The sequence below is a fragment of the Bradyrhizobium sp. SOJA106 genome (genome assembly GCF_059448745.1).
Genome location: NZ_CM182549.1, coordinates 6,456,200 through 6,479,154 on the forward strand (window position 1 = coordinate 6,456,200; position 22,955 = coordinate 6,479,154).

16 protein-coding genes, 1 tRNA gene and 1 pseudogene are annotated in these 22,955 nt (G+C 59.4%); 10 read left to right on the forward strand and 8 right to left on the reverse strand.

Features of this window, described 5'->3' with window-relative positions; genetic code table 11:
* The first annotated feature begins 108 nt into the window (after positions 1-108).
* From AC5V87_RS30470 to AC5V87_RS30500, 7 genes are all read left to right on the forward strand, one after another.
* Complete coding sequence (locus AC5V87_RS30470; RefSeq protein WP_495368695.1) at positions 109-1,515, forward strand: hypothetical protein; 1,407 nt, start codon at positions 109-111, stop codon at positions 1,513-1,515.
* Entirely contained in the window at positions 1,512-3,569 is a 2,058-nt protein-coding gene (locus AC5V87_RS30475) for a glycosyltransferase (RefSeq protein WP_495368697.1), read from the forward strand. Before AC5V87_RS30470 ends, AC5V87_RS30475 begins: the two co-directional genes overlap by 4 nt.
* Before the next feature lie 100 nt (positions 3,570-3,669).
* Positions 3,670-5,091 carry a lipopolysaccharide biosynthesis protein gene (locus tag AC5V87_RS30480; protein WP_456836745.1) on the forward strand — a complete coding sequence of 474 codons (1,422 nt, stop codon included), beginning with the start codon at positions 3,670-3,672 and terminating at the stop codon, positions 5,089-5,091.
* 65 nt (positions 5,092-5,156) lie between these two features.
* Positions 5,157-6,059 carry a glycoside hydrolase family 16 protein gene (locus tag AC5V87_RS30485; RefSeq protein WP_495368698.1) on the forward strand — a complete coding sequence of 301 codons (903 nt, stop codon included), beginning with the start codon at positions 5,157-5,159 and terminating at the stop codon, positions 6,057-6,059.
* Between the two features lie 9 nt (positions 6,060-6,068).
* Positions 6,069-7,220 carry a glycosyltransferase gene (locus AC5V87_RS30490; RefSeq protein WP_495368699.1) on the forward strand — a complete coding sequence of 384 codons (1,152 nt, stop codon included), beginning with the start codon at positions 6,069-6,071 and terminating at the stop codon, positions 7,218-7,220.
* Between the two features lie 286 nt (positions 7,221-7,506).
* Positions 7,507-9,747, forward strand: a complete 2,241-nt coding sequence (locus tag AC5V87_RS30495; RefSeq protein ID WP_495368701.1) for an AAA family ATPase — start codon at positions 7,507-7,509, stop codon at positions 9,745-9,747.
* A gap of 179 nt (positions 9,748-9,926) precedes the next feature.
* Entirely contained in the window at positions 9,927-10,616 is a 690-nt protein-coding gene (locus tag AC5V87_RS30500) for a sugar transferase (RefSeq protein ID WP_495368703.1), read from the forward strand.
* Positions 10,617-10,911: 295 nt separating this feature from the next.
* Here AC5V87_RS30500 and AC5V87_RS30505 read toward each other — a convergent pair whose 3' ends face one another.
* A complete protein-coding gene (locus AC5V87_RS30505; protein ID WP_456836741.1) occupies positions 10,912-12,213 on the reverse strand; it encodes an NAD(P)-binding protein in 1,302 nt (433 codons plus the stop codon).
* A gap of 608 nt (positions 12,214-12,821) precedes the next feature.
* On the opposite strand from AC5V87_RS30505, the gene AC5V87_RS30510 reads away from it, so the two are divergent.
* Complete coding sequence (locus AC5V87_RS30510; RefSeq protein WP_495368704.1) at positions 12,822-13,892, forward strand: acyltransferase family protein; 1,071 nt, start codon at positions 12,822-12,824, stop codon at positions 13,890-13,892.
* A gap of 321 nt (positions 13,893-14,213) precedes the next feature.
* Here AC5V87_RS30510 and AC5V87_RS30515 read toward each other — a convergent pair whose 3' ends face one another.
* The 7 genes and pseudogenes from AC5V87_RS30515 to AC5V87_RS30545 form a co-directional block, all read right to left on the reverse strand.
* Complete coding sequence (locus tag AC5V87_RS30515; RefSeq protein ID WP_456836739.1) at positions 14,214-14,699, reverse strand: hypothetical protein; 486 nt, start codon at positions 14,697-14,699, stop codon at positions 14,214-14,216.
* 177 nt (positions 14,700-14,876) lie between these two features.
* A pseudogene (locus tag AC5V87_RS30520) lies at positions 14,877-15,073 on the reverse strand (ParB N-terminal domain-containing protein); the annotation flags it as partial.
* A 248-nt stretch (positions 15,074-15,321) separates the two neighbouring features.
* Positions 15,322-15,397, reverse strand: a tRNA-Lys gene (locus AC5V87_RS30525).
* A gap of 168 nt (positions 15,398-15,565) precedes the next feature.
* Positions 15,566-16,162 (reverse strand): Spy/CpxP family protein refolding chaperone, encoded by a 597-nt coding sequence (locus AC5V87_RS30530; RefSeq protein WP_495368705.1) that lies wholly within the window; start codon positions 16,160-16,162, stop codon positions 15,566-15,568.
* A gap of 243 nt (positions 16,163-16,405) precedes the next feature.
* Positions 16,406-17,422 (reverse strand): TRAP transporter substrate-binding protein, encoded by a 1,017-nt coding sequence (locus AC5V87_RS30535; RefSeq protein ID WP_495368706.1) that lies wholly within the window; start codon positions 17,420-17,422, stop codon positions 16,406-16,408.
* Positions 17,423-17,707: 285 nt separating this feature from the next.
* Positions 17,708-19,270: a 2-isopropylmalate synthase gene (locus tag AC5V87_RS30540; protein ID WP_495368707.1), complete on the reverse strand. Its 1,563-nt coding sequence runs from the start codon at positions 19,268-19,270 to the stop codon at positions 17,708-17,710.
* A 518-nt stretch (positions 19,271-19,788) separates the two neighbouring features.
* Positions 19,789-20,052 carry a hypothetical protein gene (locus AC5V87_RS30545; protein ID WP_495368708.1) on the reverse strand — a complete coding sequence of 88 codons (264 nt, stop codon included), beginning with the start codon at positions 20,050-20,052 and terminating at the stop codon, positions 19,789-19,791.
* A gap of 301 nt (positions 20,053-20,353) precedes the next feature.
* Here AC5V87_RS30545 and AC5V87_RS30550 point away from each other — a divergent pair, with 301 nt between their 5' ends.
* Positions 20,354-21,592, forward strand: coding sequence for an SMP-30/gluconolactonase/LRE family protein (locus AC5V87_RS30550; RefSeq protein WP_495368709.1), 1,239 nt, complete (start codon positions 20,354-20,356; stop codon positions 21,590-21,592).
* A 95-nt stretch (positions 21,593-21,687) separates the two neighbouring features.
* Positions 21,688-22,791: an NAD(P)/FAD-dependent oxidoreductase gene (locus AC5V87_RS30555; RefSeq protein WP_495368710.1), complete on the forward strand. Its 1,104-nt coding sequence runs from the start codon at positions 21,688-21,690 to the stop codon at positions 22,789-22,791.
* Positions 22,792-22,955 lie beyond the last annotated feature (164 nt).

Genomic DNA, 22,955 nt, shown 5'->3' on the forward strand with positions numbered 1-22,955 from the left:
CAAATTGAAAAATGACTCAGCGAGTCTGCAACATCGATCTGACCAGAGCACGATTTGATTACCGAGGACGTCATGGGAAGCAGTCAGGACTATCGAGGTTAGCGCGCAATGAGTGTAGAACCGATCGGAGTGTTGACCATCCTGCTCGGTTTGCTTTGCCTGCCTCTCGGCCAGCGAGCCACGTTCAGCGTGCTCATCTGCACAACGCTATTCGGAGCTGCCGCCGCCATTCTCGTCGGCGGTGCGAACATACAACCAGCTCACCTGTTTCTGGTTTTTGTGCTTGCAACGGTGCTTGCCCAGCGGAACGTGGCCGCGGCGGCAATCAGGGCCGTGAGCTTCGGCCAGCCCGGCTTTTGGCTGTTATGCTTGGTTGTTTATGGAGTTGGCTCAGCCGTCCTGCTTCCGCGGCTGCTGGCTGGGGGAACGCCGATTGTTCCGTTGGGAGCGTCGGAATATGCCAACACCGGGTCAACCGTCCCTCTTGGCCCAGTGTCAAGCAATTTTACGCAATCCATTTACATGATAGCCAATCTCGCCTGTTTTGGCATGACAGTTGCGACCGGTTCGAGCCTCGGCGGCTTTCGGACCATTGTCGCCGCGCTGCTGAGCTACTCGGCGGGCAACGTCCTGCTAGCGTTGCTGGACATCGGCACGCACGCTACCGGGACGCAGGCTCTTCTCAGTTTCATGCGTAATGCTCAGTACGCCATGCACTTCGACGATGAGGTGAACGGCGCAAAGCGCATCGTCGGTTCTTACCCGGAAGCATCCGCCTTTGCGCGCGCGACACTGGGTGCCCTCGCATTCACGGGTACGCTCTTTCTCTTCGGCCGCAACATCGCCTTGACCGGCCTTCTGGCTGTCGCCTCATTCGCTCTCGTAATCCTATCTACGTCTTCTACCGGGCTCGCGAGCGCTCCGTTGGTGCTCTTGATCCTATACATCTCGATGCTGTGGCGCACTGGCTTTGACCCTACTCGCCCTTTCAGTTCGGCGGCTGCAATATGCGCCCCTGTCCTTCTGATCACATTGATCCTAGCTGTGCTTCTCGATGAGAGAACCTCGGAAATCGTGCAGCGCTACGCGGACACGCTCATCCTCAACAAGTCGTCTTCGACTTCAGCTATCGAGCGTAGCTCCTGGAATACCTATGCGATGCAGAACTTCTTTGATTCTCTCGGATTGGGTGTTGGGTTGGGCACCGTGCGCACCTCGAGCCTTCCGATCGCACTCCTCTCAAACGTCGGAATCCCCGGAACGGTCTTCTATTTGCTTTTCGTGGCGACAGCTCTGTTTGGGCAACGAAACGCGCCCCATACGATTGAGGCGGACGCTTGCATTGCAGCCCGGACCGCCTGCCTGGCGCTCATGATAGGAGACACTTTGGCTGCTCCGACCGTGGAGCAAGGCCTGCTGTTTTACGCTCTTGCCGGGCTTGCGTGCTCCTCCCCCCGTGATCAGCGTGCACCCGTCCTGCTCGCGTCTTCCCCCGCGTCAGGAGCCAACGCATGAACTCGTCCGCCGGATTCGGAATAAATGGCCGGTTCTTGACTCAACCGCTAACGGGTGTTCAGCGATACGCCCATAACGTCAGTGCCGCCATGAATAGAGGACTCGCCAGGCGGGGCAAAGCGGCGGCGATCATTGCTCCAGCTGATGCCGCCGATCCGGGATTCCAGTCGATCCCCCTCCTAACCGCCGGGCCGCTTGCCGGTCACCTCTGGGAGCAGGTGGTACTTCCGGCGCGATGGCCGGACCGGCTCCTCAATCTTTGCAACACCGCGCCAGCGATCAAGTCCGATCAGGTCGTATGTATCCACGACGCGAACGTCTTTGTTGCGCCGCAGAGCTATCGCTCACTGTTTCGCATGACGTACCGAACCCTGCAGCCGTTGCTGGCGAAGCGCGCTGCCAGGATTGCGACCGTCTCGGCCGCCTCAGCCCGCCAAATTGCTTGTCACCTTCCCGTGCGCGCCGCCGACATTGCGGTCCTTCCAAACGGCCACGAACACGCATTGGCTTGGGAGCCAAGGCGCGCCCACATCGCCCCCTCGTCCGTGCCCGACGGACGTTTTGTATTGGCGCTGGGATCGCGCGCGTCCCACAAAAATCTGCAGCTCGTTCTCAAAATCGCACCGGAACTTGCAGCGATGAATCTCAGCGTGATTATTGCAGGAGGAGGCGCGGATATTTATACCCCCGAGAGCCTGACCAGCGCGCAAGGGGTAAAACTGCTCGGCTACGTTACGGATGACGATCTCGCGTATTTAATGGAACGAGCCTTGTGCTTGCTGTTTCCGTCGTGGACTGAGGGATTTGGACTTCCCATCATTGAAGCAATGGCCCGCGGATGTCCGGTTATTTCATCCAATCGCGCCAGCATGGCTGAAGTGTGTGGCGATGCAGCCCTTCTTGCCGCGCCCGACGATCCTGCCGAATGGGTTCGACAGGTTCGACAGCTCGCAAGTTCGGCGGACCGAAGAACTGAACTGGTCGGAAGAGGACGACAGCGGCTCCGACTGTTCTCATGGGAGAGTACCGCGGCCGGCTATCTCGAGCTCATGCAAGAGCCGAAGCGTTCCCTGAGCGCACGCGTAGCGAAAGAGCAGCCCCTACCGAGCATTGCCGTCGCCGTAGCAACACGAGGCCGCCCTGAAATCGTCACGGCCACCCTTACGCACCTGCTCCGGAATCAGACGCTGCAGCCTAAGTCTGTCGTCGTCTCCAGCGTCGTGCCGGAGGACGCCGGCGAAGCGGCGAACCTGCCGGGGATTCGAGTTGTCCTTGGTCCTCCTGGATTGCCGGCTCAGCGAAATACTGCCCTCGCTGCCCTGGGTAATGCGGCCGAGGTCGTGGCTTTCTTTGATGATGATTTTGTCGCGGATCCGGACTGGTTAGCGGCCGCCGCGATGATTTTTCGCGACGAGCCGGATGTCATCGGGCTTACGGGCTATCTCCTTGCTGATGGCATTCACGGGCCGGGATTAAGCTTTGACGAAGCGCTGAGCATCCTTGCAGCAGAAAGCGGCCCGCAAGCCCCGATACGGATCGAGCCGTTTAGTCCATATGGCTGCAATATGGCTTTTCGTGCCTCGGCGATCGGCGATACGAGGTTCGACGAGCGCCTTGTACTCTACGGTTGGCAGGAAGACAGGGACTTTGGTGCGGCGCTCGCGAAGCGGGGGGGACGCCTGATCAAATCAGCGCGTGCGCGCGGTGTTCATATGGGTGTCAAGGGCGGACGGGTTGCCGGAGACAAGCTTGGCTACTCCCAGGTGGTCAATCCAATTTACTTGGTGGGTAAAGGTACAATGACCGCCCGTCAGGCCGCGAGCCATATCTTTCGGAATGTCGCCAGCAATCTTGCACGTTCCGCGAAGCCTGAACCCTTTGTCGATCGGCGAGGCCGGTTGCGAGGAAATATTCGCGGCCTCTCTGATGTATTGCGAGGGCGCATTGAGCCAGAACGTGCGGCAACGATCATAGGCGCAGGTGACAAGATGAAGTCAGCCTCGCAAGTATCTCTCTCAGCGAAAGGCAATAGCGATGGGTCTGCAGATTTGTAGCGCGGCTCAGTGCGCAACCTTCCGGCGTAATGCGGGCTGGTTTGCGATAAGCGTGCAACGTCCGCAACACGCCACGGTCGTGAAGGACTAGGCGCAGCTCGTGCTGACTCGCAAGACCATCTTGGGGGCGGCGTGGACGGTCTCGTCCAGGTTGTCAGGCCGACTCATCGACTTCTTTACTCTTCTTGTTCTGGCTCGGCTTCTGACACCTGGCGACTTTGGGCTTACGGCAATCGCCGCTACGTTGATTACGATCGCGGACATGGTGCTCGAGGTACCAACGCTCCAAGCCCTTACACGACTGCCCCATGTGAAGAAGTCGCATCTGGATACAGCATTTACCTTGAGCATGATCAGGGGCGTTGTGCTGGGCTCGGTGCTGTTGCTCGCCGCATGGCCGTTTGCACATCTTTACAAGGATCCCCGGCTCGTCGCGCTGATTCTGGCGAGCGGGATCGGACCTTTAGCACGCAGCCTCTACAGCCCGGGCATGGTTGAATACGTCCGCAGCATGAGTTTCAGGCAAGTGTTCGTTGCTGAGATCGCCGGCAAGCTCATCGCTGCTGCAACCGCGATCGCCCTGGTGTCACTCGGAGCCGGTTATTGGGCAATTGTGGCCAGCGGCATGTCTGCGGCCATAGGGGCCACATCGGTGTCATACCTGTTGGCACCTTATAGGCCGCGCCTGACGCTCTCCGAGTTTCAGGAATTCTCGACTTTTCTCGGCTGGCTCAGCGGAGCGCAGATCCTAATTGCCTTGAGCTGGCAATTTGACCGCATCCTCCTCGGGTTCTCATTAAGCAAAGCCGCGCTCGGTCAATACACGATCGCCAGCGATCTCTCAGTCATGCCCACTCAAAGCCTGATTGGCCCGGCCATGCAGCCTCTCATGGCGGCATTAGCACAGATCAATCAAAGCGTGGACCGACTCCGTAACGCATATTCAAAGGCATCCCGCTTTACCATGCTCCTCGCAGCACCAACCTGCATCGGGATGTCTCTGACATCTGATCTGATCGCCGACGTCCTGTTGGGCCCGCAATGGCACGATGCCGGCCTCTATCTGCGGTGGCTTGCTCTCTCGACCGTTCTCAGCGCCTTCTATCAGCCTCTGCATTCTCTAGCGCTTGCGACCAACCAGACCAGTTTCGTGTTTCGTCTGACCTTTGTTGAACTGTGTTCCAAGGTCATTCTGATGTCTCTTGGTCTATATTTTTACTCGCTGATCGGGGTCATCGCCGCGCGCGGCCTGGTCTCCTTCATCTTGTTTGTCCTTTCACTTCTCGCCGCCCGACAACTTGTCGGCACCAGTGCGGCTTCGGAACTAGCCAAGCTCTGGCAAGTGGCCGCTGCATGCGCAGTCATGACCATTTTGGTTATTGCCTTGAGACACACGCTTACTTGGACACGTATCCCTGCTCTGTTGGAGCTGGGGACGGTCTCGCTATTTGGCAGCGCAGTCTACGTGGCCTCGCTGTACGGCTTTGGAATCCGACTCACAAAAAGTTTGAAGGCCGTGTAATTCATGACCGGAATTAGCGCATCTGCTGGTGATATCCGCGGCCACCATCAAACGGAGCCTGTCACATGAATGGCAGTATGCTTGCAGGAGGCGGCGCCCTCCTTGCCCTCGGTGTTTCCATCCGTTGTGTATTGGCAGCCGAGCCGTCACAGTCATGCGAATTCCGCCCCGTATTGCTCGAGGAGTTCGACGAGCTCCGTGCTTCGGCCAACCGCATCGGCCCCGCGCGGTGGACGGCGCACACGCCGTGGGCTGGCGATTTTGGCGACGCTACATTCGCAAACCCCGGACCGAAAGGGCCGTTCAAGGTTGAGAATGGAATTCTTTCCATCACCGCTTCGAAGGATCAAAACGGCCGGTGGACGTCAGGACTTCTGGCCGCCGCCGATGCGTCTGGCGCAGGGACCGGAACGCGCTACGGCTATTTCGAAGCACGAATGAAGATGCCTGCAGGCCGCGGCACTTGGCCGGCATTCTGGCTTGCCGCCTTGAAGCCGGCGGCGATGGCCGAGGGCAATGTCGAAATCGACGTCATCGAATACTACGGGCAATTTCCGTCTGCTTATCAAGCCGCGACGCACATCTGGTACAAGGATCCGCAGAAGACGCGCGGCCAGGCTCAGAGGATCGATATACCCGCCGATACTCTCGTTAACGAGTTTCACACCTTCGGCGTCGACATCTCGCCGCAGGCTATTGTGTTCTTCTTGGATCGCAAGCCGGTATGGACGCAGCCAACTCCTCCCGAGCTCGACGGCCCGCTCTATCCTCTTGTGAATCTTGCGCTCGGTGGAGGGTGGCCGATCGACCAGACCCCCAATCCCTCCACACTGCTCATCGACTATGTTCACGTATTCGCACGCGACGCAGGCCCACCCGAGGGCTGCCCTCCAGGCCCCGCGATGCTCCCCCCTGAGTTCTACGAGTTCTTCGCGACGGCGAGCAGCCGATTTATCTTGCTTGCATGAAGTGACGCCATGAAAGTTGCCATCGTACACTATTGGCTCGTTGGAATGCGCGGCGGCGAGAAAGTCGTTGAAGCGCTGTGCGAAATGTATCCGGGCGCAGACATCTATACACACGTCTATGTTCCGGAGATGGTCTCGGAGACTATTCGCAAGCACCGCGTTGCTTCGACATTCATAAACAGGCTTCCGCGCGCGCGGCAAATGTACAAGTCCTACCTGCCTCTGATGCCGATGGCGCTGGAGCAGCTCGATCTGCGGACATATGACCTGATCATCAGCAGCGAGTCGGGGCCTGCAAAGGGCGTCATAGCGCCGCCCGGCGCGTTACACGTCTGCTATTGTCACACACCGATGCGCTACATCTGGAACATGTTCCACGACTATCGGGAGACTGCAGGTTTCCTCACTCGGTTGGCGATACCGCCACTTGCGCATTACTTGAGGCTTTGGGACGTCTCCTCAGCCGCCCGCGTCGACAGCTTCGTTGCAAATTCCGCAACGGTTGCAGCGCGTATCCGTCGCTACTATGGCAGCGATTCCACCATTATCCACCCTCCCATCGATACCAAGGCGTTCTCACCGGTGCCATGCTCCGAACTGGCGGACTACTACCTGATGGCCGGCGAGCTCGTCTCCTATAAGCGGCCCGATCTTGCGGTACGCGCCTTTAATGAAATGAAGCTGAACTTGGTCGTAATAGGCGGCGGTGAAATGCTTCCTGAGGTCTGCCGCCTTGCCGGTCCGACAGTCTCAGTACTCGGACCGCAGCCGTTTGCAATCCTCAAGCATCACTACGCGCGCTGCCGCGCGTTGATTTTTCCCGGTGAGGAGGATTTCGGAATGGTTCCCGTCGAAGCCATGGCGAGCGGCCGCCCCGTTGTTGCCTTTGGACGCGGGGGCGCGACGGAGACTGTCGCAAGCGACCTGACCGGCGTTTTCTTCCATGAGCAAACCGTCGGTGCGATCGCGGACGCCGTTAGTCGACTTTCCACTATGGAATTCGACTCCGAGGCCATCGTTGCACATGCCGCGCATTTCAACCGCGAGCAATTCGTCCGGAAGATGCGAGCCCACATCGACGCCCTTCTCGCGCAACGCGATCTTGCTGGACAGAACCTGCGGGACCAATCCTCGTTTCGCCGCCAAAGGGCCGCCACTTGAGGGGATAATTGGCCCGTCTTTGTAGCCGCACCATCATGGGGGGCGTCATCAGTCTGTGTTGGACCCGCCCTAGGCTGACGATCGCGGTCTGCTGGCGAAGCATTCGCAGGCACGGGTTCGCTGCAGCCGGCACCGCATTGATCAAGCAGCAGGCAATGCTGCACTTTCTTTGTGCTCCGAACGCGCGAGTTGATCAGCAATACTGGCTTGTACAGAGCTACCCCTAAATGGGCTTGCACTCGGCCCCATTTCTGCAAGCAGGTCTCATTTGAGGATATAATTTCAATTGAGTGAGGGCAGCAGCGCGATGAACATTGCCGGCGACCTTCGGCCCCTCGTTAGCCTAGCAGACAGCGGCTTGGATGCCCAGACGAAGTCGTTGCTCCACTTGCGGGACTTCCTCCGTCGCGAGTGGCGTCTCATCGCTTTTGTGACGGTTTTGTCATCGGCGCTTGGAGCCACCTATGTTGGACTCGCTCCGCGCAAATTCACCGCACAGACCGATATGTTCGTGGACACCAAAGGTATCACCTCGCCCCAGTCCGAAACCTCACAGGAAACCCGCGGAGTAGACGACTCGATCGTCGAAAGCGAGATTGAAACCACAAAATCGGAAAAGGTCGGCAAGTCCGTCATACGCCAATTGCATCTCACCGAGGACCCGGAGTTCGTCGGATCTGGGCACGGACTCCTTGGCCGCGCTGCCGGACTATTTGGACTGGCTACGAAGTCTGATGAGCGCCTCTCCTCTGCCGAGCTTGAGCGTCGAGCACTCGCAACCCTCAGCGACAATTTGCGAGTTACGAGATTGGGCCGCAGCTATGTCGAAGAGATTGCCTATACCTCCTTAGATCCAGATAAGGCTGCGCGAATTGCCAACGCCTTTGCCGAGGCCTATATCGAATATCGGCTGGAGGCCAAGTATGAGGCCACGCGTCGCGCTAGCGTTTGGCTTGAAGAGCGGATCAGCGAGCTTCGCCAACAGGCCAGCAGAGCCTACAAGGCGGTTCAAGATTTCAAGGCCGAGAACGGCATTATCATCGGAGTGGAAGGAAAGCTCGCGAGCGACGTCGAGCTCGACCAGCTCGGCGTGGCGCTTGCAAAAGCCCGCGCTGATACCAGCCAAGCGCGGGCCAAGCTCGATCGGATACAGCTCATACTTGAACAGCGTCCAGAGAAGGAAAATTTCACCATTCCCGATCCGGTTGTCACGGACGCCCTCAACAGCCAGGTCATCACCAAGCTTCGGCAGAAGTTCCTCGAGAATCAAAACAGGCAATCCGAATGGAGCACCCGGTACGGTGTCGACCACGAGGCAGTGAGAAATCTTCGCTCTGAGATGGCGGCGCTGCAGCGTTCGATTTGGGACGAGATTTCGCGTATCGCGGAGAGCTATAAAAGCGAGCTGCAGATCGCGAAATCCCAGGAAGAGGCCATCGATAAGCGAATGATCGAGATCTTCCAACAGTCCGGATCAACGCGACAGGCGCAGGTCAGACTCCGCGAACTGGAGACTGGAGCAAACACATATCGCGGAATTTACGAAGCCTTTTTGTCGCGGTTTACGCAATCGGTTCAACAGCAATCATTCCCGTCGACCGAGGCTCGCGTAGTGACGGAGGCCTCGGCTCCGCGCAAGCCAAGCTCGCCCAAAGTAGCGATCACTATGGCCTTTGCCGTCATGTGCGGATTGGGACTTGGTGCACTGAGCGCAATAGCCCGCGAGCAGTTCATGCATCGTCGGGTCCATACGCGTGATCAGCTTGAAACGCTGTTGGGGACGAGTTGCCTCGCCGCTTTTCCTCAGCTATCCAGACTCAAAGCCAGATTACGCGGTAGACCTTCAGCGTTTCGCCAAATCAACGACGCGCCTCCTTTCTCGGCTACCGCTGAGGCGCTGCGCTATATCAAGGTTGCGATTGACCTTTATCCCGGCGGCGCCAAAATCATTGGCGTCACTTCAGCGCTCCCCGGCGAGGGCAAGACGACGGTCGCGGCTGCGGTTGCAGCTTTCCTGGCAAAGACCGGAGCGCGCACACTCGTTATTGACTCCGACTTGCGCAGTCCCGCTCTGTCGCAAACGCTTGGTTATATCGATGAACGCGGGTTGCAGAGGATGGCCGCAGAGGGCTTGGCAGTGGCCGACGTCGCTATCCCTGATCCCAACTTCAAATTCGATGTCATACCGTCCTCCGCTACCGCGAGGCCCTCGAACAGCTCCGACGTTCTCAGTGCGCCTTCGATCAGGAAAGAACTGGAAAGGGCCCGCCAAGACTACGACTATATCCTATGCGATCTGCCGCCGATCCTACCGATCGTTGACGTAAAGGCGGTCGCGGGGCTGTTCGACGCATTTATCATGGTGGTGGAATGGGGCAACTCGACCGATGAGGTCCTCAAAGCCGTTCGTTCATCGCCTCTGCTTTCGGAGCGACTGGTTGGCGCGGTGCTGAACAAGACTGACGAGACGTTTATGCGTCGCTTCGAGGGCTATTCCGATCGGCGCTACGCCTACTACACGAAATAGCCCACAGCGCCGAAACACTGGTCACAACCTCAAGCTAAAAAAGACGCTGCTGCTGCTAAAACTTTAACCTTGCGTTAACCGATCGGCAGCCGCAAGCTTCGCATTGCACAACACGAGGAAGAAAATCTCGAGCTGTCTATTTTCAAGAGTTCATAAGTTCTGCTTGATGGAGTACCGCAATGGCCGATTTGGTCGATACTCGCGGCAAGCTGTCTTTTATCGGCGAGACGTCTCATCCGGCGCAAACGGTGAAGTGCCCCACAGGTTCAGCAACGAAAAGAGTGCTGGACGTTATACTAGCAAGTTTCGGTGTGCTGCTGTTATCCCCCCTATTCTTGATCTGCTACACAGCCACGGTACTTTCTTCGCCAGGTCCAGCACTTTTCCGCCACCGGCGGGTCGGTTTCAATGGCGAGACTTTCGCTTGCTTAAAATTTCGAACTATGGTCCCGGACGCGGCCGAACGACTCCAGCGATTATTGGACTCTGATGCTGCCGCCGCTGCTGAATGGAACGCCGCTCGCAAACTGCGTTGCGATCCTCGCGTAACGGCCATCGGCACATTGATGCGGAAATCCAGCCTCGACGAATTACCCCAATTGTTTAACGTTTTACGCGGCGATATGAGCATCGTCGGACCGCGGCCGGTGACCGAAGAAGAATTGGTTCGCTATGGGCACAATGTCGGTGCCTACCTTGCGTGCCGGCCAGGTATTACCGGGCTCTGGCAAGTGAGCGGTCGCAGTACCACCACGTATGGCAGGCGCGTGGCGTGTGACACCTATTACGCCCGAAACTGGTCCCTAGTACTCGACACCAAGATCATGCTCGCAACACTACCGGCCTTGTTCGAGGATGGAGCTTACTGACTCGGCGCTTCGAACGGTATTCGATGGGACTGCACGAGGATCGGAGAACAGAGATGAGCGCATATCCTCCAACCTCTATAGGTCCGGCGATCTTCGAGGCCGTTTGCGCTCAATGCGAAACTCTGGCCGTCACATTTCAACGCGCCGAGGGTGCGCTCGATAGCGCGCCGGTCTTTTGCAGCAATTGCGGTCGTCTGCGCGGTCTAATGGGAAGCATCAGAAAAATGGCTCATGAACCTGCGGCTGACCACTCCTCTGGTCGTCTGAACCAGCCCTAGCTGGAACTCTCAGCCGATCAGCGCCGAAGTGCGGCTTCCGCCTTCAAGGTCGAATCCCGAGCCGTTGGTTGATAGTCAAAGCTGCCTTGGCGTCCGATGGACTCAATTCCGAGTTTAGCCAGGACGGCCATCGCATGCTTGGCGTTCTCATCAGCGTTCTCAGTATAAATCGGATATGCGTTAGAAAGCAGGTGAGAGCCCTCCAGGCGAAGGTCACCCGAAAACAGTCGATTGGCTCTTGTATGCTCTCTGAAATCGCGGTCAGCCGCGCCTGCGTCCTGAGCAACATGCTCAGCATTGAGTTCTACTGAGAAGAATTCGCGTCCGCCGCATTTGCCGTAGAAATCGGAGTGCATCGTGAGGCGTTTCCACGCGCCCTTGCTCGAAAAGTTATACAAGATCGATTGCTTGAATCCACGTTGACCCGAATAGCTGTAAAAGAGGCTCATCAAAGTAACCGTTTTAAGCTCTCGTTGCGCCTCTAGACCGCATAGGGCCTGAATCTGAAATAGAGGGATGGTCGACACCAGACGCTCCGCGACAATCCGGCGGTCTCCCACGGCTATCGAAAACCTTCCATCATGGCTCTCAAGGCGGCCCATCTTCACGCCCAACAGAAAGCGCGCGCCCTGAGCCTCGAGCCGCTCCCTTGCCTTGTGATAGAGATATGAAAACCCCTCGCGCGGTCGAGCGAGTTGTTGATTGGGCGGCGACGGGGGAGCGGACGAAACGCATCGCCGAAGGACATTGCGGAGACGTGCGTGCTCCTGGATCCAGAGCATTCTCTTCTCCGCGAACTTTGCGTCTACTTTGTCGGCTGGGAAACCATAAAATCGATCCAAATAGTAGCCAAGGCCCGAGCGCATCAACATCCGCGCGCCAATCCAGAAAGTCGCGAAGTCTTCCGCACTGCGAATGTGGCGACGAGACAGACGGGCCGCGACAACGGAGCCCAAAATCAAAATCCATTCGATCGGACCAGCTCGCAGCAGATCATCTGCGATGGACAGCGGGTAGTGAGTCACAAATCCTTGTGGTGTCAGACGGCCCCACGATGGACTGATCGGGATATAGAGCGACAGCAGCTCCGGAAAGTGCGCCAACAGAGGCGAGTCGTCTTGGAAGATGTAGCTGCCCACATCGAAGGTATAGTCTCCGATTTTGCAGTCGATGTGATTGCCGCCGAGCCAAGAATATTCATCGATGACGAGCACGCTCCGCGCGCCTTGACGCTGTAAAATTGAGGCAGCAACCAGGCCGCTAATTCCAGCTCCCAGAACGACCGCATCAAACCGCTCACAGTCAGTGCTATCAGCCATCAGAGTGACATGTTCAAAAGGATCATCCCTTAAATCAACGTAGTGAACCGCACCTCGAGAAAAAACACCAGCATGATCGATGTAACTCCCAAAGATGCGACAGAGAACTGGCGGCCGAGCCAACGACGAGTAGAACGCGTTTCGCCGTCAGCGTAGGTTCGACTGTTCAAGAACAGCTCGGACCTCTGCGTCCATGAAAGTTTGGAGGCCTCTGCAAAGCAGCAAGCCTGCCAATTCGACTGTTTCGTTGTCGGTAATAACAGCGAATTTGACAAGCTCCGAGCACATCAATTCCGACAAGTCTACAGTAGCTCCGCAAGAAGCCGACGGAAATCCCTATCGATGCGCAATCATTATGCGGTCCGGCGAAAGAAGAAGGGCTGCTCGTTATGGGCGGCGGCGGGATGGCTGGACCACCGCCGAGGAGTGGCTCAATTTTGTGCATCGAGCGCCTACGATATCGCCTAGCCTCTTCGAGAGAGCGAATGCATTCTACCGGAATTTCAAGCTGCAGTCTCGAGGCCGGCGTTGGCCATCACGCCGCGCCTATCGCCTGATGCCGGTAATTTTTCACGAGTACATAGTCGGCCAGAATATCGAGGTATCAATTGACAGAAGAGAGGTTTGAAGTCCTAGACGCACTTCGGGGCTTCGCCGCCATTGGCGTCCTGCTCTTTCACCTTTCGATCGTCGGTGCACCGCAGTTGGCACCTCATGGTTATCTGGCGGTGGACTTCTTCTTCATGCTTAGCGGGTTTGTGCTTTCGCACTCCTATGCGAAGCGTCTTCAGTCTCGCAGACTAACAGTCGCCAAATTCCTTCTAATTCGCATGAAGAGGTTGTTGCCGCTTAGCCTGTTAGGGCTCTTGTTGGGAACTGGTTATTTCTTGCTTCGATTGGCGATGCAGACATATTCGCAGTACGCACTGTCTGACATTCTCGCCGGGACAGCCTTCAACGCGGCTTTGCTGCCTAAGCCCTGGGTAAGTCAGGCTCCTACAGATACGACATTTCCCACCAACACCCCGATGTGGTCATTGTCATTTGAAATCGCCGTAAACGTGCTTTGGGCGGCGTTGATATCCCGGCTAGATGCAAAGTGCGTTTGGACGATCACTGCTGTCACTGGCGGACTACTTACCCTAGTGATCCTCAATAGCGGTACCGCCGATCTCGGGGCTACGTGGACGACTTTTTTTGGAGGTGCTGTTCGCACCCTATTCGGTTTCTTTACCGGCGTCCTTGTTTGGTATTATCGCCCCAAACCATTCCTATCCACATTTCTACTTTGGCCAATCATCCTTCTGCTCGCCACCGTCTTTTGCCTTCCGATCCGAAGTTCTGTGTTCGATGCTGTTTCGATCGTCCTTATCTTTCCACTCCTTATGTGTCTGTCTGTCGCTTACCATCTCCCACAAAAGCAGCGTCTTCTTGGTGTGCTAGGCCGCCTGTCGTATCCACTCTATATCGTTCACGTTCCAATTCTCATGTCGACGGTCGGCCTTCTAAAGGCCACTCATCTTGAGCAGACAGCGTCTTGTTACCTCTTTGCGCTAGTACCAGTTTGCATTCTGGTGGCGATCGGCCTGGACAAGTATTACGATTACCCAATCGCATCGGTTCTTGGAAAACAAAAGGTCCGGATCCGCGCTGTAGCTTCAGACAGTACGCTGCCCTAAGGCCTCCTCCGTCGGCAGAAATGAGATGCTATAACGATGTGAGCGCTCGCATTTGTCGCTATGCCGACTAGTGCAATAGGCGCGTACCCGACGGCGATGGCGACGAAAAGTCCGGCGCTCGGGACCAAGACATTCGACGATAACCCATGCTGATCGGCGATCCTCATCAGACGAGGAACGCCAGCTCGAGTGGCGGTCAAGCTCGTGAGGGTAAGTCCGATAACCCACACTAAAAGCGGGAGGATGGTCTTTCGTGTCTGCTCGACTGACCAAGACCGATTGAGGTCACGAAACGCAATTCGCGGCCGCAGAACTCGGCACTCACTGAGCGCTTCTCGCAAGTAAAGCAATCGTCGCGGCGAATGCGACCTGCGAGCCGATGCCAAATACCCCAGTCAACGCACGCTTGGAGTGTATCCACCAATGAAAGCGTTGGATCGCGTGAACTAGACCACGAGGGTACAGCGTGTGGATGAATTGCAACGCGTCCGGCAACATCGCAGTGAAGGCGCCGATTGCAATCGTCAAAATCGATCCTTCCGCTGCAAACATCCAAAGCGCAAAGCCGAACCCGGCGCACGCGTCTATTCCGATGATTGCGAAATCGATCACCGTCGCTTTACACAAGGACAGACGGCGATTGTTAGCGCCTCGTCCTAGGTTAATTGAGCGAAGGGGGTAGTCCCAGTGCGGGATAGCATCAATTGCAAAATGGCTGGCAAAGCCGGCGAGCGCCGCCAACACCGGATGCGATGGAATCAGACTGGCGATCGCACCACCGACGATTGCATGCGTACTTAGAATCATCAAATCAGTTCTTTTCTTGCTTCGTCGGCTTGGTGCTCCCGTTCAGGGGCAGAGATTGGCAAATGAACGGGAGCTTGGCAACGCGGTCGTCGGATGAGAATGGCTCTCGAATCAACCGGCGGGTCTCATAAAATTGAGAGTTTTACAGACTAAACTGCGAAGCAGAACATCACCCGCGAGCAGCTGGGCAAGCCGCCTGCCCTCGCCGATGGTCACGAGATAGAACCCGGTGGCCGTCCCCTCTCGGTCCAACTCGGGTTCAACGACCAGATTTTGCAGGATGCCTTTGCGGCGATACTTGCCGCACAGCCCTCGACCGCCGTCTCGCTAGGCGGCATCTTGCGCGCATTGTTCGGTGACTTCTTCAACTTGTTGGTGCAGCGCGCACTCCGCGCCTGCGTCCCTGCCCGTCGGCGAAACCGGGGGTAGCAAGTGCCAGGGGTGACCCGAGCGGAGGGGATTACCTGCCCGCCAAAGACCGCTCGAAGAGCGGGTCTGCGCGGGCGCGTGTCAGCCGTTCGCGAGAGCGAGCGAGCTCCGTTCGAAAGCACCGAAGGCCGGGGGAGACTGCTCGGGGCGGCGACGGCGAGGGCCGGCGCCCTTGCGGGCCAACGCCTTAAAATGGTGGGCGCACCAGGGCTCGAACCTGGGACCCGCTGATTAAGAGTCAGCTGCTCTACCAACTGAGCTATGCGCCCGAAAGGCGGTCAAATGCCTTGCGAGGCCGGTCGTTTAGCAAAGCGATCCGGGTCTGGCAAGCGATGTCGCGAAGGTTTTCCAAGGTTCTTCCACAGTCCCCAAAAAGCGAAAAGCCGCTGGATTCCAGCGGCTTCGCCAAGGTTGATCCCCGTAAAATCCGCGCTGGCTCAGAGCCGGCCCTCGCGGTCTCGGTCCGAACCGCTATCGCGGTCGAACCGGTCACGGTGGAAGTGCTCCATGCCGCGCTCCATCATCCGGTCCATGCCCCGTTCCATGAAGTGCCGGGGCGGGCCGTCCTCGCCGCCGCCGAACGGGCCGCGGTGACGGGTCAGCACGGCGAGGCGCCGCTTCTGGCCCTCGTCGAGCGTCTTGTAGAGCGGATCGGCGGCGTCGGCGATCTTCTTCAGGGCCGCGGAACTGGCGCCCATGTCCTCGGCGCGCTGGCGCAGGCGGGCGATCGGATCGTCCGGCTTGTCAGCGTCGCCAGGGCCGGCATTCATCCGCGCGTTGGCGCGGTCGATGCGCAGCTTGGCGAAATCGCGCACGGCGGCCTCGACGGGCGGCCACAGCTTCTCCTGATCGGCGTTGAGCTTCAGCCCGGCATGGACGGCGGCGATCCGCGCGTCGACGAAGGCGGCGCGGTCTTCCGGGTTCATGCGGATGTGGCGGAAGTGCTCCATCCACGGATGATGATATTGGGCATAGACCGCGCCCGAGCCGGCGATGCTGAGCGCGGCGATGGCGGCGACGGTGAACTTCCTCATGGCGGACCTCCTCTGGAAGGATGGGCGTGAGGATGAGCGCCGAGCGGCTGACGCGCAACTTACAACTTGGACAGGGAGCCCGTTCTTACGGAGATGTAACTACCGTGAATGTCCGTTCAGATGCACATTGAAACGATTTGCAACAAAAGGGCTTCCGTGCCGGCACGGAAAGCCCTTTGTTCATGCATGATCTATCCGTGCATGACGCCACTTGGTTTGCCGCGCGGCTCGTTCGTCGCGCTCTTAGTTGGTCGCGCTCTTGGCTTCCTTCTGGAACTCGTCGATCAGCGGCTGGCCGACACGGCTCGCGGCATCCTTGTAGACCGGCTCCATCGCCTTGCGCATCGCGGCATCCTGCTCCGGCGTCAGCTTGATGATCTCGCTCTTGCCGCTCTTCTTGATCTCGGCGAGCGCGTCGTCGTTCTCCTTCTGCGACTGCGCGTTGTTGAAGTCGGTCGCCTCCTTCATCGCCTTCGACAGTTGCTCGCGGATGTCGGCCGGCAGATCGTCCCAGAACTTCTTGTTCACGATCACGACGTAGCCGATGTAGCCGTGATTGGTTTCGGTGATGTACTTCTGCACCTCGTGCATCTTCTGGGTATAGATGTTCGACCAGGTGTTCTCCTGGCCGTCGACGACGCCGGTCTGGAGCGCCTGGTAGACTTCCGAGAACGCCATCACCTGCGGCAGCGAGCCGAGCGCCTTGAACTGGGCCTGGAGCACGCGCGAGGATTGAATGCGGAACTTGACGCCCTGGTAATCGGCGGGAGCGATCAGCTTCTTGTTGGCGCTCATCTGCTTGAAGCCGTTGTCCCAATAGGCAAGGCCGGTGATGCCCTTGGGCTCGAGCAGCTTGAGCAGCTTGGCGCCGAGCGGGCCTTCCGTCACCTTCCGCAGCGTCTTCAGGTCGGGAAGGATGTAGGGCAGATCGAACACCTCGAATTCGCGGATGCCGAGCGGGCCGAATTTGGAGTTGGACGGTGCCAGCATCTGCACGCTGCCGAGTTGGAGCGCCTCGAGCTCTTCCTTGTCCTTGTAGAGCGTCGAGTTCGGGTAGACCTCGACCTTGACCCTGCCGTTCGTGTATTTCTCGGCAAGCTCTTTGAACTTCTCCGACGCCTTGCCCTTCGGCGTGTCGGTCGCGACCACGTGGCTGAACTTGATGATGATCGGCGATTGGGCCGATGTCGGCCCGGTCAAGCCAAGACTCAGACCAAGTGCCAGTGCCGCAATGGACGCGGCGATCGCAAAGCTGCGCATAATCTCTCCCTGTTGTTATTTTGGGCCGCCCGCGGGCGGCCGATCTTGAGCCGGCTGCATCAATAGCGGCTGGGAGAGCGAGCCGCTATTGGCCGTTAGCAGGGCAGCTATTCATCGTGAATGATGCTGCGCCCCCTCTTCCGCTTGCCGGAGAGGATTGGGAAGAGGATGTCTCCACAATGGGACATTCCCTGTGAGGAATCCTCACCCGCCGCGCGCTTCGCTCGCGTCGGCCTCTCCCGCAAGCCAAGCGGGAGAAGCGAAGCCCACGCGCAGCAGCGTTCGTCAGCTCGCCGCCGCCGTCGTCACCGTGTCGCGCTGGCGCTTCATGACGATCTTGTTGAGCGCACCGAGATACGCTTTCGCGGAAGCCACCAGCGTGTCGGGATCCGCCGCGCGAGCCGTCATCGAGCGGCCGTCCTGCGACAGGCGCACCGAGACTTCCGCCTGCGCGTCGGTGCCTTCGGTCACCGCATGGACCTGATACAGCTCGAGCTTGGCCTCGTGCGGCACCAGGCGCTTGATGCAGTTGAACACGGCGTCGACCGGTCCGTTGCCCTCGGCCTCCTCGATCTTGATCTGGCCGTCGACGTCCAGCTTCATGGTCGCGCGCTGCGGGCCATGGGTGCCGGCGATCACGGTCAGCGAGGTCAGCTTGATGCGGTCGTGCGAGGCCGCCATCTCCTCGTCGACCAGCGCCTCGATGTCCTCGTCGTAGATGTCCTTCTTGCGGTCGGCGAGCGCCTTCATCCGCGTGAACGCATCTTCCAGCTGGTTCTGGCCGAGCTTGTAGCCCATCTCCTCCAGCTTGTGCACGAAGGCATGGCGGCCGGAGTGCTTGCCCAGCACCAGCGAGGACTGCTTCAGGCCGACCATCTCGGGCCGCATGATCTCGTAGGTCGAGGCGTCCTTCAGCACGCCGTCCTGGTGGATGCCGCTCTCATGCGCGAAAGCGTTCCGGCCGACGATGGCCTTGTTGTACTGCACCGGAAACGAGGTCGCGGCCGACACGACCTTGGAGGCGCGGGTCAGCTGCGTGGTGTCGATCTTGTTCCAGTACGGAAATTTGTCGTTGCGCACGTTGATCGCCATCACGATCTCTTCGAGCGCGGCATTGCCGGCGCGCTCGCCGATGCCGTTGACGGTGCACTCGACCTGACGCGCGCCGCCGACGATGCCGGCCAGCGAGTTCGCCACGGCCATGCCGAGGTCGTTATGGCAATGGACCGAGAACACCGCTTTATCCGAGTTCGGCACGCGCTCGATCAAGGTCTTCATGAAGTGGGTGTATTCCTCCGGCACCGTGTAGCCGACAGTGTCGGGGATGTTCACCGTGGTGGCGCCCGCCTTGATGACCGCTTCCACGATGCGGCAGAGAAAATCCATCTCGCTGCGGGTGCCGTCCTCGGCCGACCATTCGACGTCGTCGATCTGGTTGCGGGCGCGCGCGACCATGGCAACCGAGGTCTCGATCACCTGCTCCGGGGTCTTGTTCAGTTTCACGCGCATATGCAGCGGCGAGGTCGCGATCACGGTGTGGACGCGGCCGCGTTTTGCAAATTTCACGGCTTCGGCGCAGCGGTCGATATCGGCCGGATGCGCGCGGGACAGGCCGGCGATGACGGAGTTCTTCGAGCGCCGTGCGATCTCGCTGACCGCCTGGAAGTCGCCTTCGGAGGTGATCGGAAAGCCGGCCTCGATGACGTCGACGCCCATATCGTCCAGCAGCTCTGCGACCTCGAGCTTCTCCTCGAATGTCATGGTGGCGCCGGGGCACTGCTCGCCGTCGCGCAACGTGGTGTCGAAAATGATGACGCGGTCCTTGTCGGACTTGTTCGCGGGGGCCATTTCAAATTTCCTTTTGAGCTTTGGCGCCCTTCATCTGCCTTGAGCGCCTGAGGTTGTCCGGTGATCTCGTACTAACCCCTGAGTGCCCAGGCGCGTGGCGCCCAGCCGGCCCTCAGGGGCAAGTAAGAAGAAGGCCGCCAATAAGCAGGGTGGGCAGCAGCGCGGCCGGGATCGTGGCGGCGGCCAGAGCCACCTCCCCCGAAATCCCATCGATTTGGCCGCGAATCAGCATTGCCAGACCCTTTTGAGCCCCGAATCCTCGTTCAAAACCGTTGCCGGCTGGTTGCCGGGAGGCCCGATGCGTCTGTTTTTAGACGACAAACGGGCGCAACTGCAACGCCAAAAGATGGTCAGCTAGGCTGACCTGATTGTAGGTGCGTGGGCGTTGCAGTTCAACCGTACCGCCCGGGCCCCCGTCATCCTGGGTGCGAGGCGCGGGGCGCAACGCGCATCCCAGGGTGACGGTGATGGATCGTGGCGCTTGCGGCGGCCTTCATCGAGCAAGAGACAACGTCACGCTATCCCGCGCGGCGGGCGCGGGCCCGGGTCTCCCAGCGGTTCAGCATCTGGCCGAGCTCGCCGGTGGGCACGGGCGCTGCCGGCCTGGTGCGCGATATCTCGTTGGTGTTGGCGGGCGCGGTTGCGCGGTCCCAGTCCGGCTTTGCGTAGCCGCGCATGCGGCGCGCTTCCGCATGGCGCTTGCGGGAGATCTGGTCGCGCGTGAAATAGCCGGCCGAGAACGCGATCCCAAGCAACACGATCAATATGACAACGCCAGCCACGACCAACTCCGACCTGCGCCCCCAGGACTTTTTGTGCGCGGCAATAAGTGCGAAATCAAGGCTTGAAAAGCTCCGGCCGTATTCGCGGACGAGAACCCATATTCGTTCACACGTCGAGCAACTATATGCAGGTTCCTGCGCAGCGCTGCCCGCGTTTTAGACAGACTTGCGACGAAATCGCGACATCCGCAATCGCGCAGAACATGCAAAGCCGGCTCTCGCAACTAGCTGCGGACCGCATTAACCTCCGCTCCTGCTCGGCCGGATCAACCGGCCAGCCGAACATGATCGGGAGGACGCGATGACACGCCAAGAGGCTCGTGACCACGAGCAGCGTGACCGGGATGCTGCGCTTTCACGACGAACCCTTGTCCAAGGACTTGCATTCGGTGCCGTGGCCACAGCGGCTGCAACCGGCGCCGCGCTGGCACAGACGGGACCAGCCGCACCGCCAACGACGATCACCACACCGCCGCGCGATTTCGGCCCGCGCGGTGCGCCGACCACTTATTTCTGGGACCCCGACATCATCGCGGTCGATCCATCCTTCAACGATCTCGCCCAGCCCAACACCGCGATCAAGCGCCTCTACACCGGCCTGTTGTGGGCCGAAGGTCCGGCCTGGAGCGCGCAAGGACGGTATCTGCTCTGGAGCGACATTCCCAACAACCGGCAGATGCGCTGGAGCGAGGACGACGGCCATGTCAGCGTGTTCCGCTCGCCCTCCAACAATTCCAACGGCAACTCGTTCGACTTCCAGGGCCGCCAGCTCTCCTGCGAGCACCTGACGCGCCGGGTGACGCGCTATGAGCATGACGGCACCGCGACCGTGCTGGCCGATTCCTATCAGGGCAAGCGGCTGAACTCGCCGAACGACATCGCCGCGCATCCCGACGGCAGCTACTGGTTCACCGATCCGCCCTACGGCGGCCAGCTGTACGAAGGCGAGCCCGACGGTCCGGGCGGTCCGAGCAACACGAGCGGCAAGCTCAATCCGCGCATCGGCCAGCCGGCCGGCTTTGCTCCGGGCAAGCGCGAGCTGCCGACCAATTGCTATCGCATCGATCCCTCCGGTCGCATCGATCTCGTCGTCACGGAGGAGCAGGTGCCCGATCCGAACGGCCTGTGCTTCTCGCCCGATTTCAAGAAACTCTACATCGCCTCGACCGGCAAGGGTCCGGGCGACACTGGCCCCGGCGGCAAGGGCGAAATTTTCGTGGCCGACGTCGGCGCGGACAACAAGCTGTCCAACGTCAAGAGGTTCAGCGATTGCGTGATCGACGGCGTGAAGTGCGGACCGGACGGCCTGCGCTGCGATGTCAACGGCAATGTCTGGGCATCCAGCAATGCCGGCCGTGCCGTCGGCTATAGCGGCGTCACGGTGTGGTCGCCGGAGGGCAAGCTGCTCGGCCGCATTCGCTTGCCGGAAGTCTGCGGCAACATCGCTTTCGGCGGCCCGAAGCGCAACCGCCTGTTCATGGCGGCGAGCCAGTCGCTCTATGCAGTGTATACGGCAACACAAGGCGCCGGGCCGGGCTGAGGCCGCACGAGTCTCCAACGCGGCGCCGGCGCGTCTCGCCGGCGCCGCACTTTTGGATAGTCCTTCCGATGCAAATGAGATCATCAGGAAAAAACATGCGCGTCGTGATCTGCGGCGGTGGCGTGATCGGGGCCTGCACGGCGTATTTTCTTCGCCGCCACGGCGTCGACGTCATCGTGGTCGAGCGGGCCGAGGTGGCCGCTGCCGCATCCGGCAAGGCCGGCGGCTTCCTGGCGCGCGACTGGTGCACCGGCTCGCCACTCGATGCGCTGGCCCGGCGCAGTTTCGCTCTTCATGCGCAACTCACGGGAGAGATCGCTGGCGACTGGGGCTATCGCCCGATGAATGCCTATAGCGGCTTCGTTGCTTCCGACGCCGATCCGCGACGGACTGCACCATCCGCGCTAGGCTGGCTCGCCGATGGCGTCGTCATCGCGCAACGCATCGGCACCACAGAGACGACCGCGATCGTTCATCCCCACAAGTTCTCCTCGGCGATGATGGATGCAGCGATCGGGCTAGGTGCTCAGCTTCGCCGTGGCCGGTTCACGGGCATCGTACGCGATGCGGATGGCAGGACCGTCAAGGGCGTCGGGGTAGAAGACAGCATCATCGAAGCGGATGCAGTCGTGATTGCGATGGGACCTTGGTCGCTGCTCGCCGCGACATGGATGAGCCTGCCCGCCCTCTACGGCCAACGCAGCCCCAGCATCGTGTACGATACCGGCACGCATGTTTCGGCCGACGCCTTGTTTCTGGAGATGGAGGTCCACGGCGAGACCGAGCCAATCGAGGTGTTTCCTCGGCCGGACGGCAGCACATATGTCACCGCTTGTCCCGACACGAGCGGGTTTCCGACCGATCCGACCGACGTGAAGCCGGAACCCAACCGTCTGGAGAGCTTGCAGCAAATGTCGGAGCGGCTATCGCCGCTATTCCGGCCGGAGAAAATCATCGCACAGCAGGCCTGCTTTCGTCCGGTGACCAAGGACGGCTTGCCGTTGATTGGCCGCGTACCAGATGATGAAGGCCTCTATGTTGCGACCGGACACAGTGTCTGGGGTATCCTCAACGCTCCCGCGACTGGCGAAGCACTGGCCGAGTTGATCGTCGGAGGCGCAACGCGCAATGTCGACCTCTCGCCGTTCGATCCCGCGCGACTAGAACCACTCAATCTACCTCGGCGGTCATGGCGATGAGCCAGATCGACGGCGTCGCGGCGCGATGACTCGACATCGTGTGCCTTCGACGCTCACGCATGCCCATCGACCAAATCTGCATGTCTGCGCGTGCAGCAGGTCTTCCGCACCTCTCCGGCCTGCAATTTACGCAGCGCTAGACTTTAGTCCCCTTCTCATATTCC

Excerpts from the sequence above, each read along its gene's own strand:
- AC5V87_RS30470 (WP_495368695.1), top strand. The coding sequence starts at position 109 with ATGAGTGTAGAACCGATCGGAGTGTTGACCATCCTGCTCGGTTTGCTT.
- AC5V87_RS30475 (WP_495368697.1), top strand. The coding sequence starts at position 1,512 with ATGAACTCGTCCGCCGGATTCGGAATAAATGGCCGGTTCTTGACTCAA.
- AC5V87_RS30485 (WP_495368698.1), top strand. The coding sequence starts at position 5,157 with ATGAATGGCAGTATGCTTGCAGGAGGCGGCGCCCTCCTTGCCCTCGGT.
- AC5V87_RS30490 (WP_495368699.1), top strand. The coding sequence starts at position 6,069 with ATGAAAGTTGCCATCGTACACTATTGGCTCGTTGGAATGCGCGGCGGC.
- AC5V87_RS30500 (WP_495368703.1), top strand. The coding sequence starts at position 9,927 with ATGGCCGATTTGGTCGATACTCGCGGCAAGCTGTCTTTTATCGGCGAG.
- AC5V87_RS30505 (WP_456836741.1), bottom strand. The coding sequence starts at position 12,213 with ATGGCTGATAGCACTGACTGTGAGCGGTTTGATGCGGTCGTTCTGGGA.
- AC5V87_RS30515 (WP_456836739.1), bottom strand. The coding sequence starts at position 14,699 with ATGATTCTAAGTACGCATGCAATCGTCGGTGGTGCGATCGCCAGTCTG.
- AC5V87_RS30530 (WP_495368705.1), bottom strand. The coding sequence starts at position 16,162 with ATGAGGAAGTTCACCGTCGCCGCCATCGCCGCGCTCAGCATCGCCGGC.
- AC5V87_RS30535 (WP_495368706.1), bottom strand. The coding sequence starts at position 17,422 with ATGCGCAGCTTTGCGATCGCCGCGTCCATTGCGGCACTGGCACTTGGT.
- AC5V87_RS30540 (WP_495368707.1), bottom strand. The coding sequence starts at position 19,270 with ATGGCCCCCGCGAACAAGTCCGACAAGGACCGCGTCATCATTTTCGAC.
- AC5V87_RS30550 (WP_495368709.1), top strand. The coding sequence starts at position 20,354 with ATGACACGCCAAGAGGCTCGTGACCACGAGCAGCGTGACCGGGATGCT.
- AC5V87_RS30555 (WP_495368710.1), top strand. The coding sequence starts at position 21,688 with ATGCGCGTCGTGATCTGCGGCGGTGGCGTGATCGGGGCCTGCACGGCG.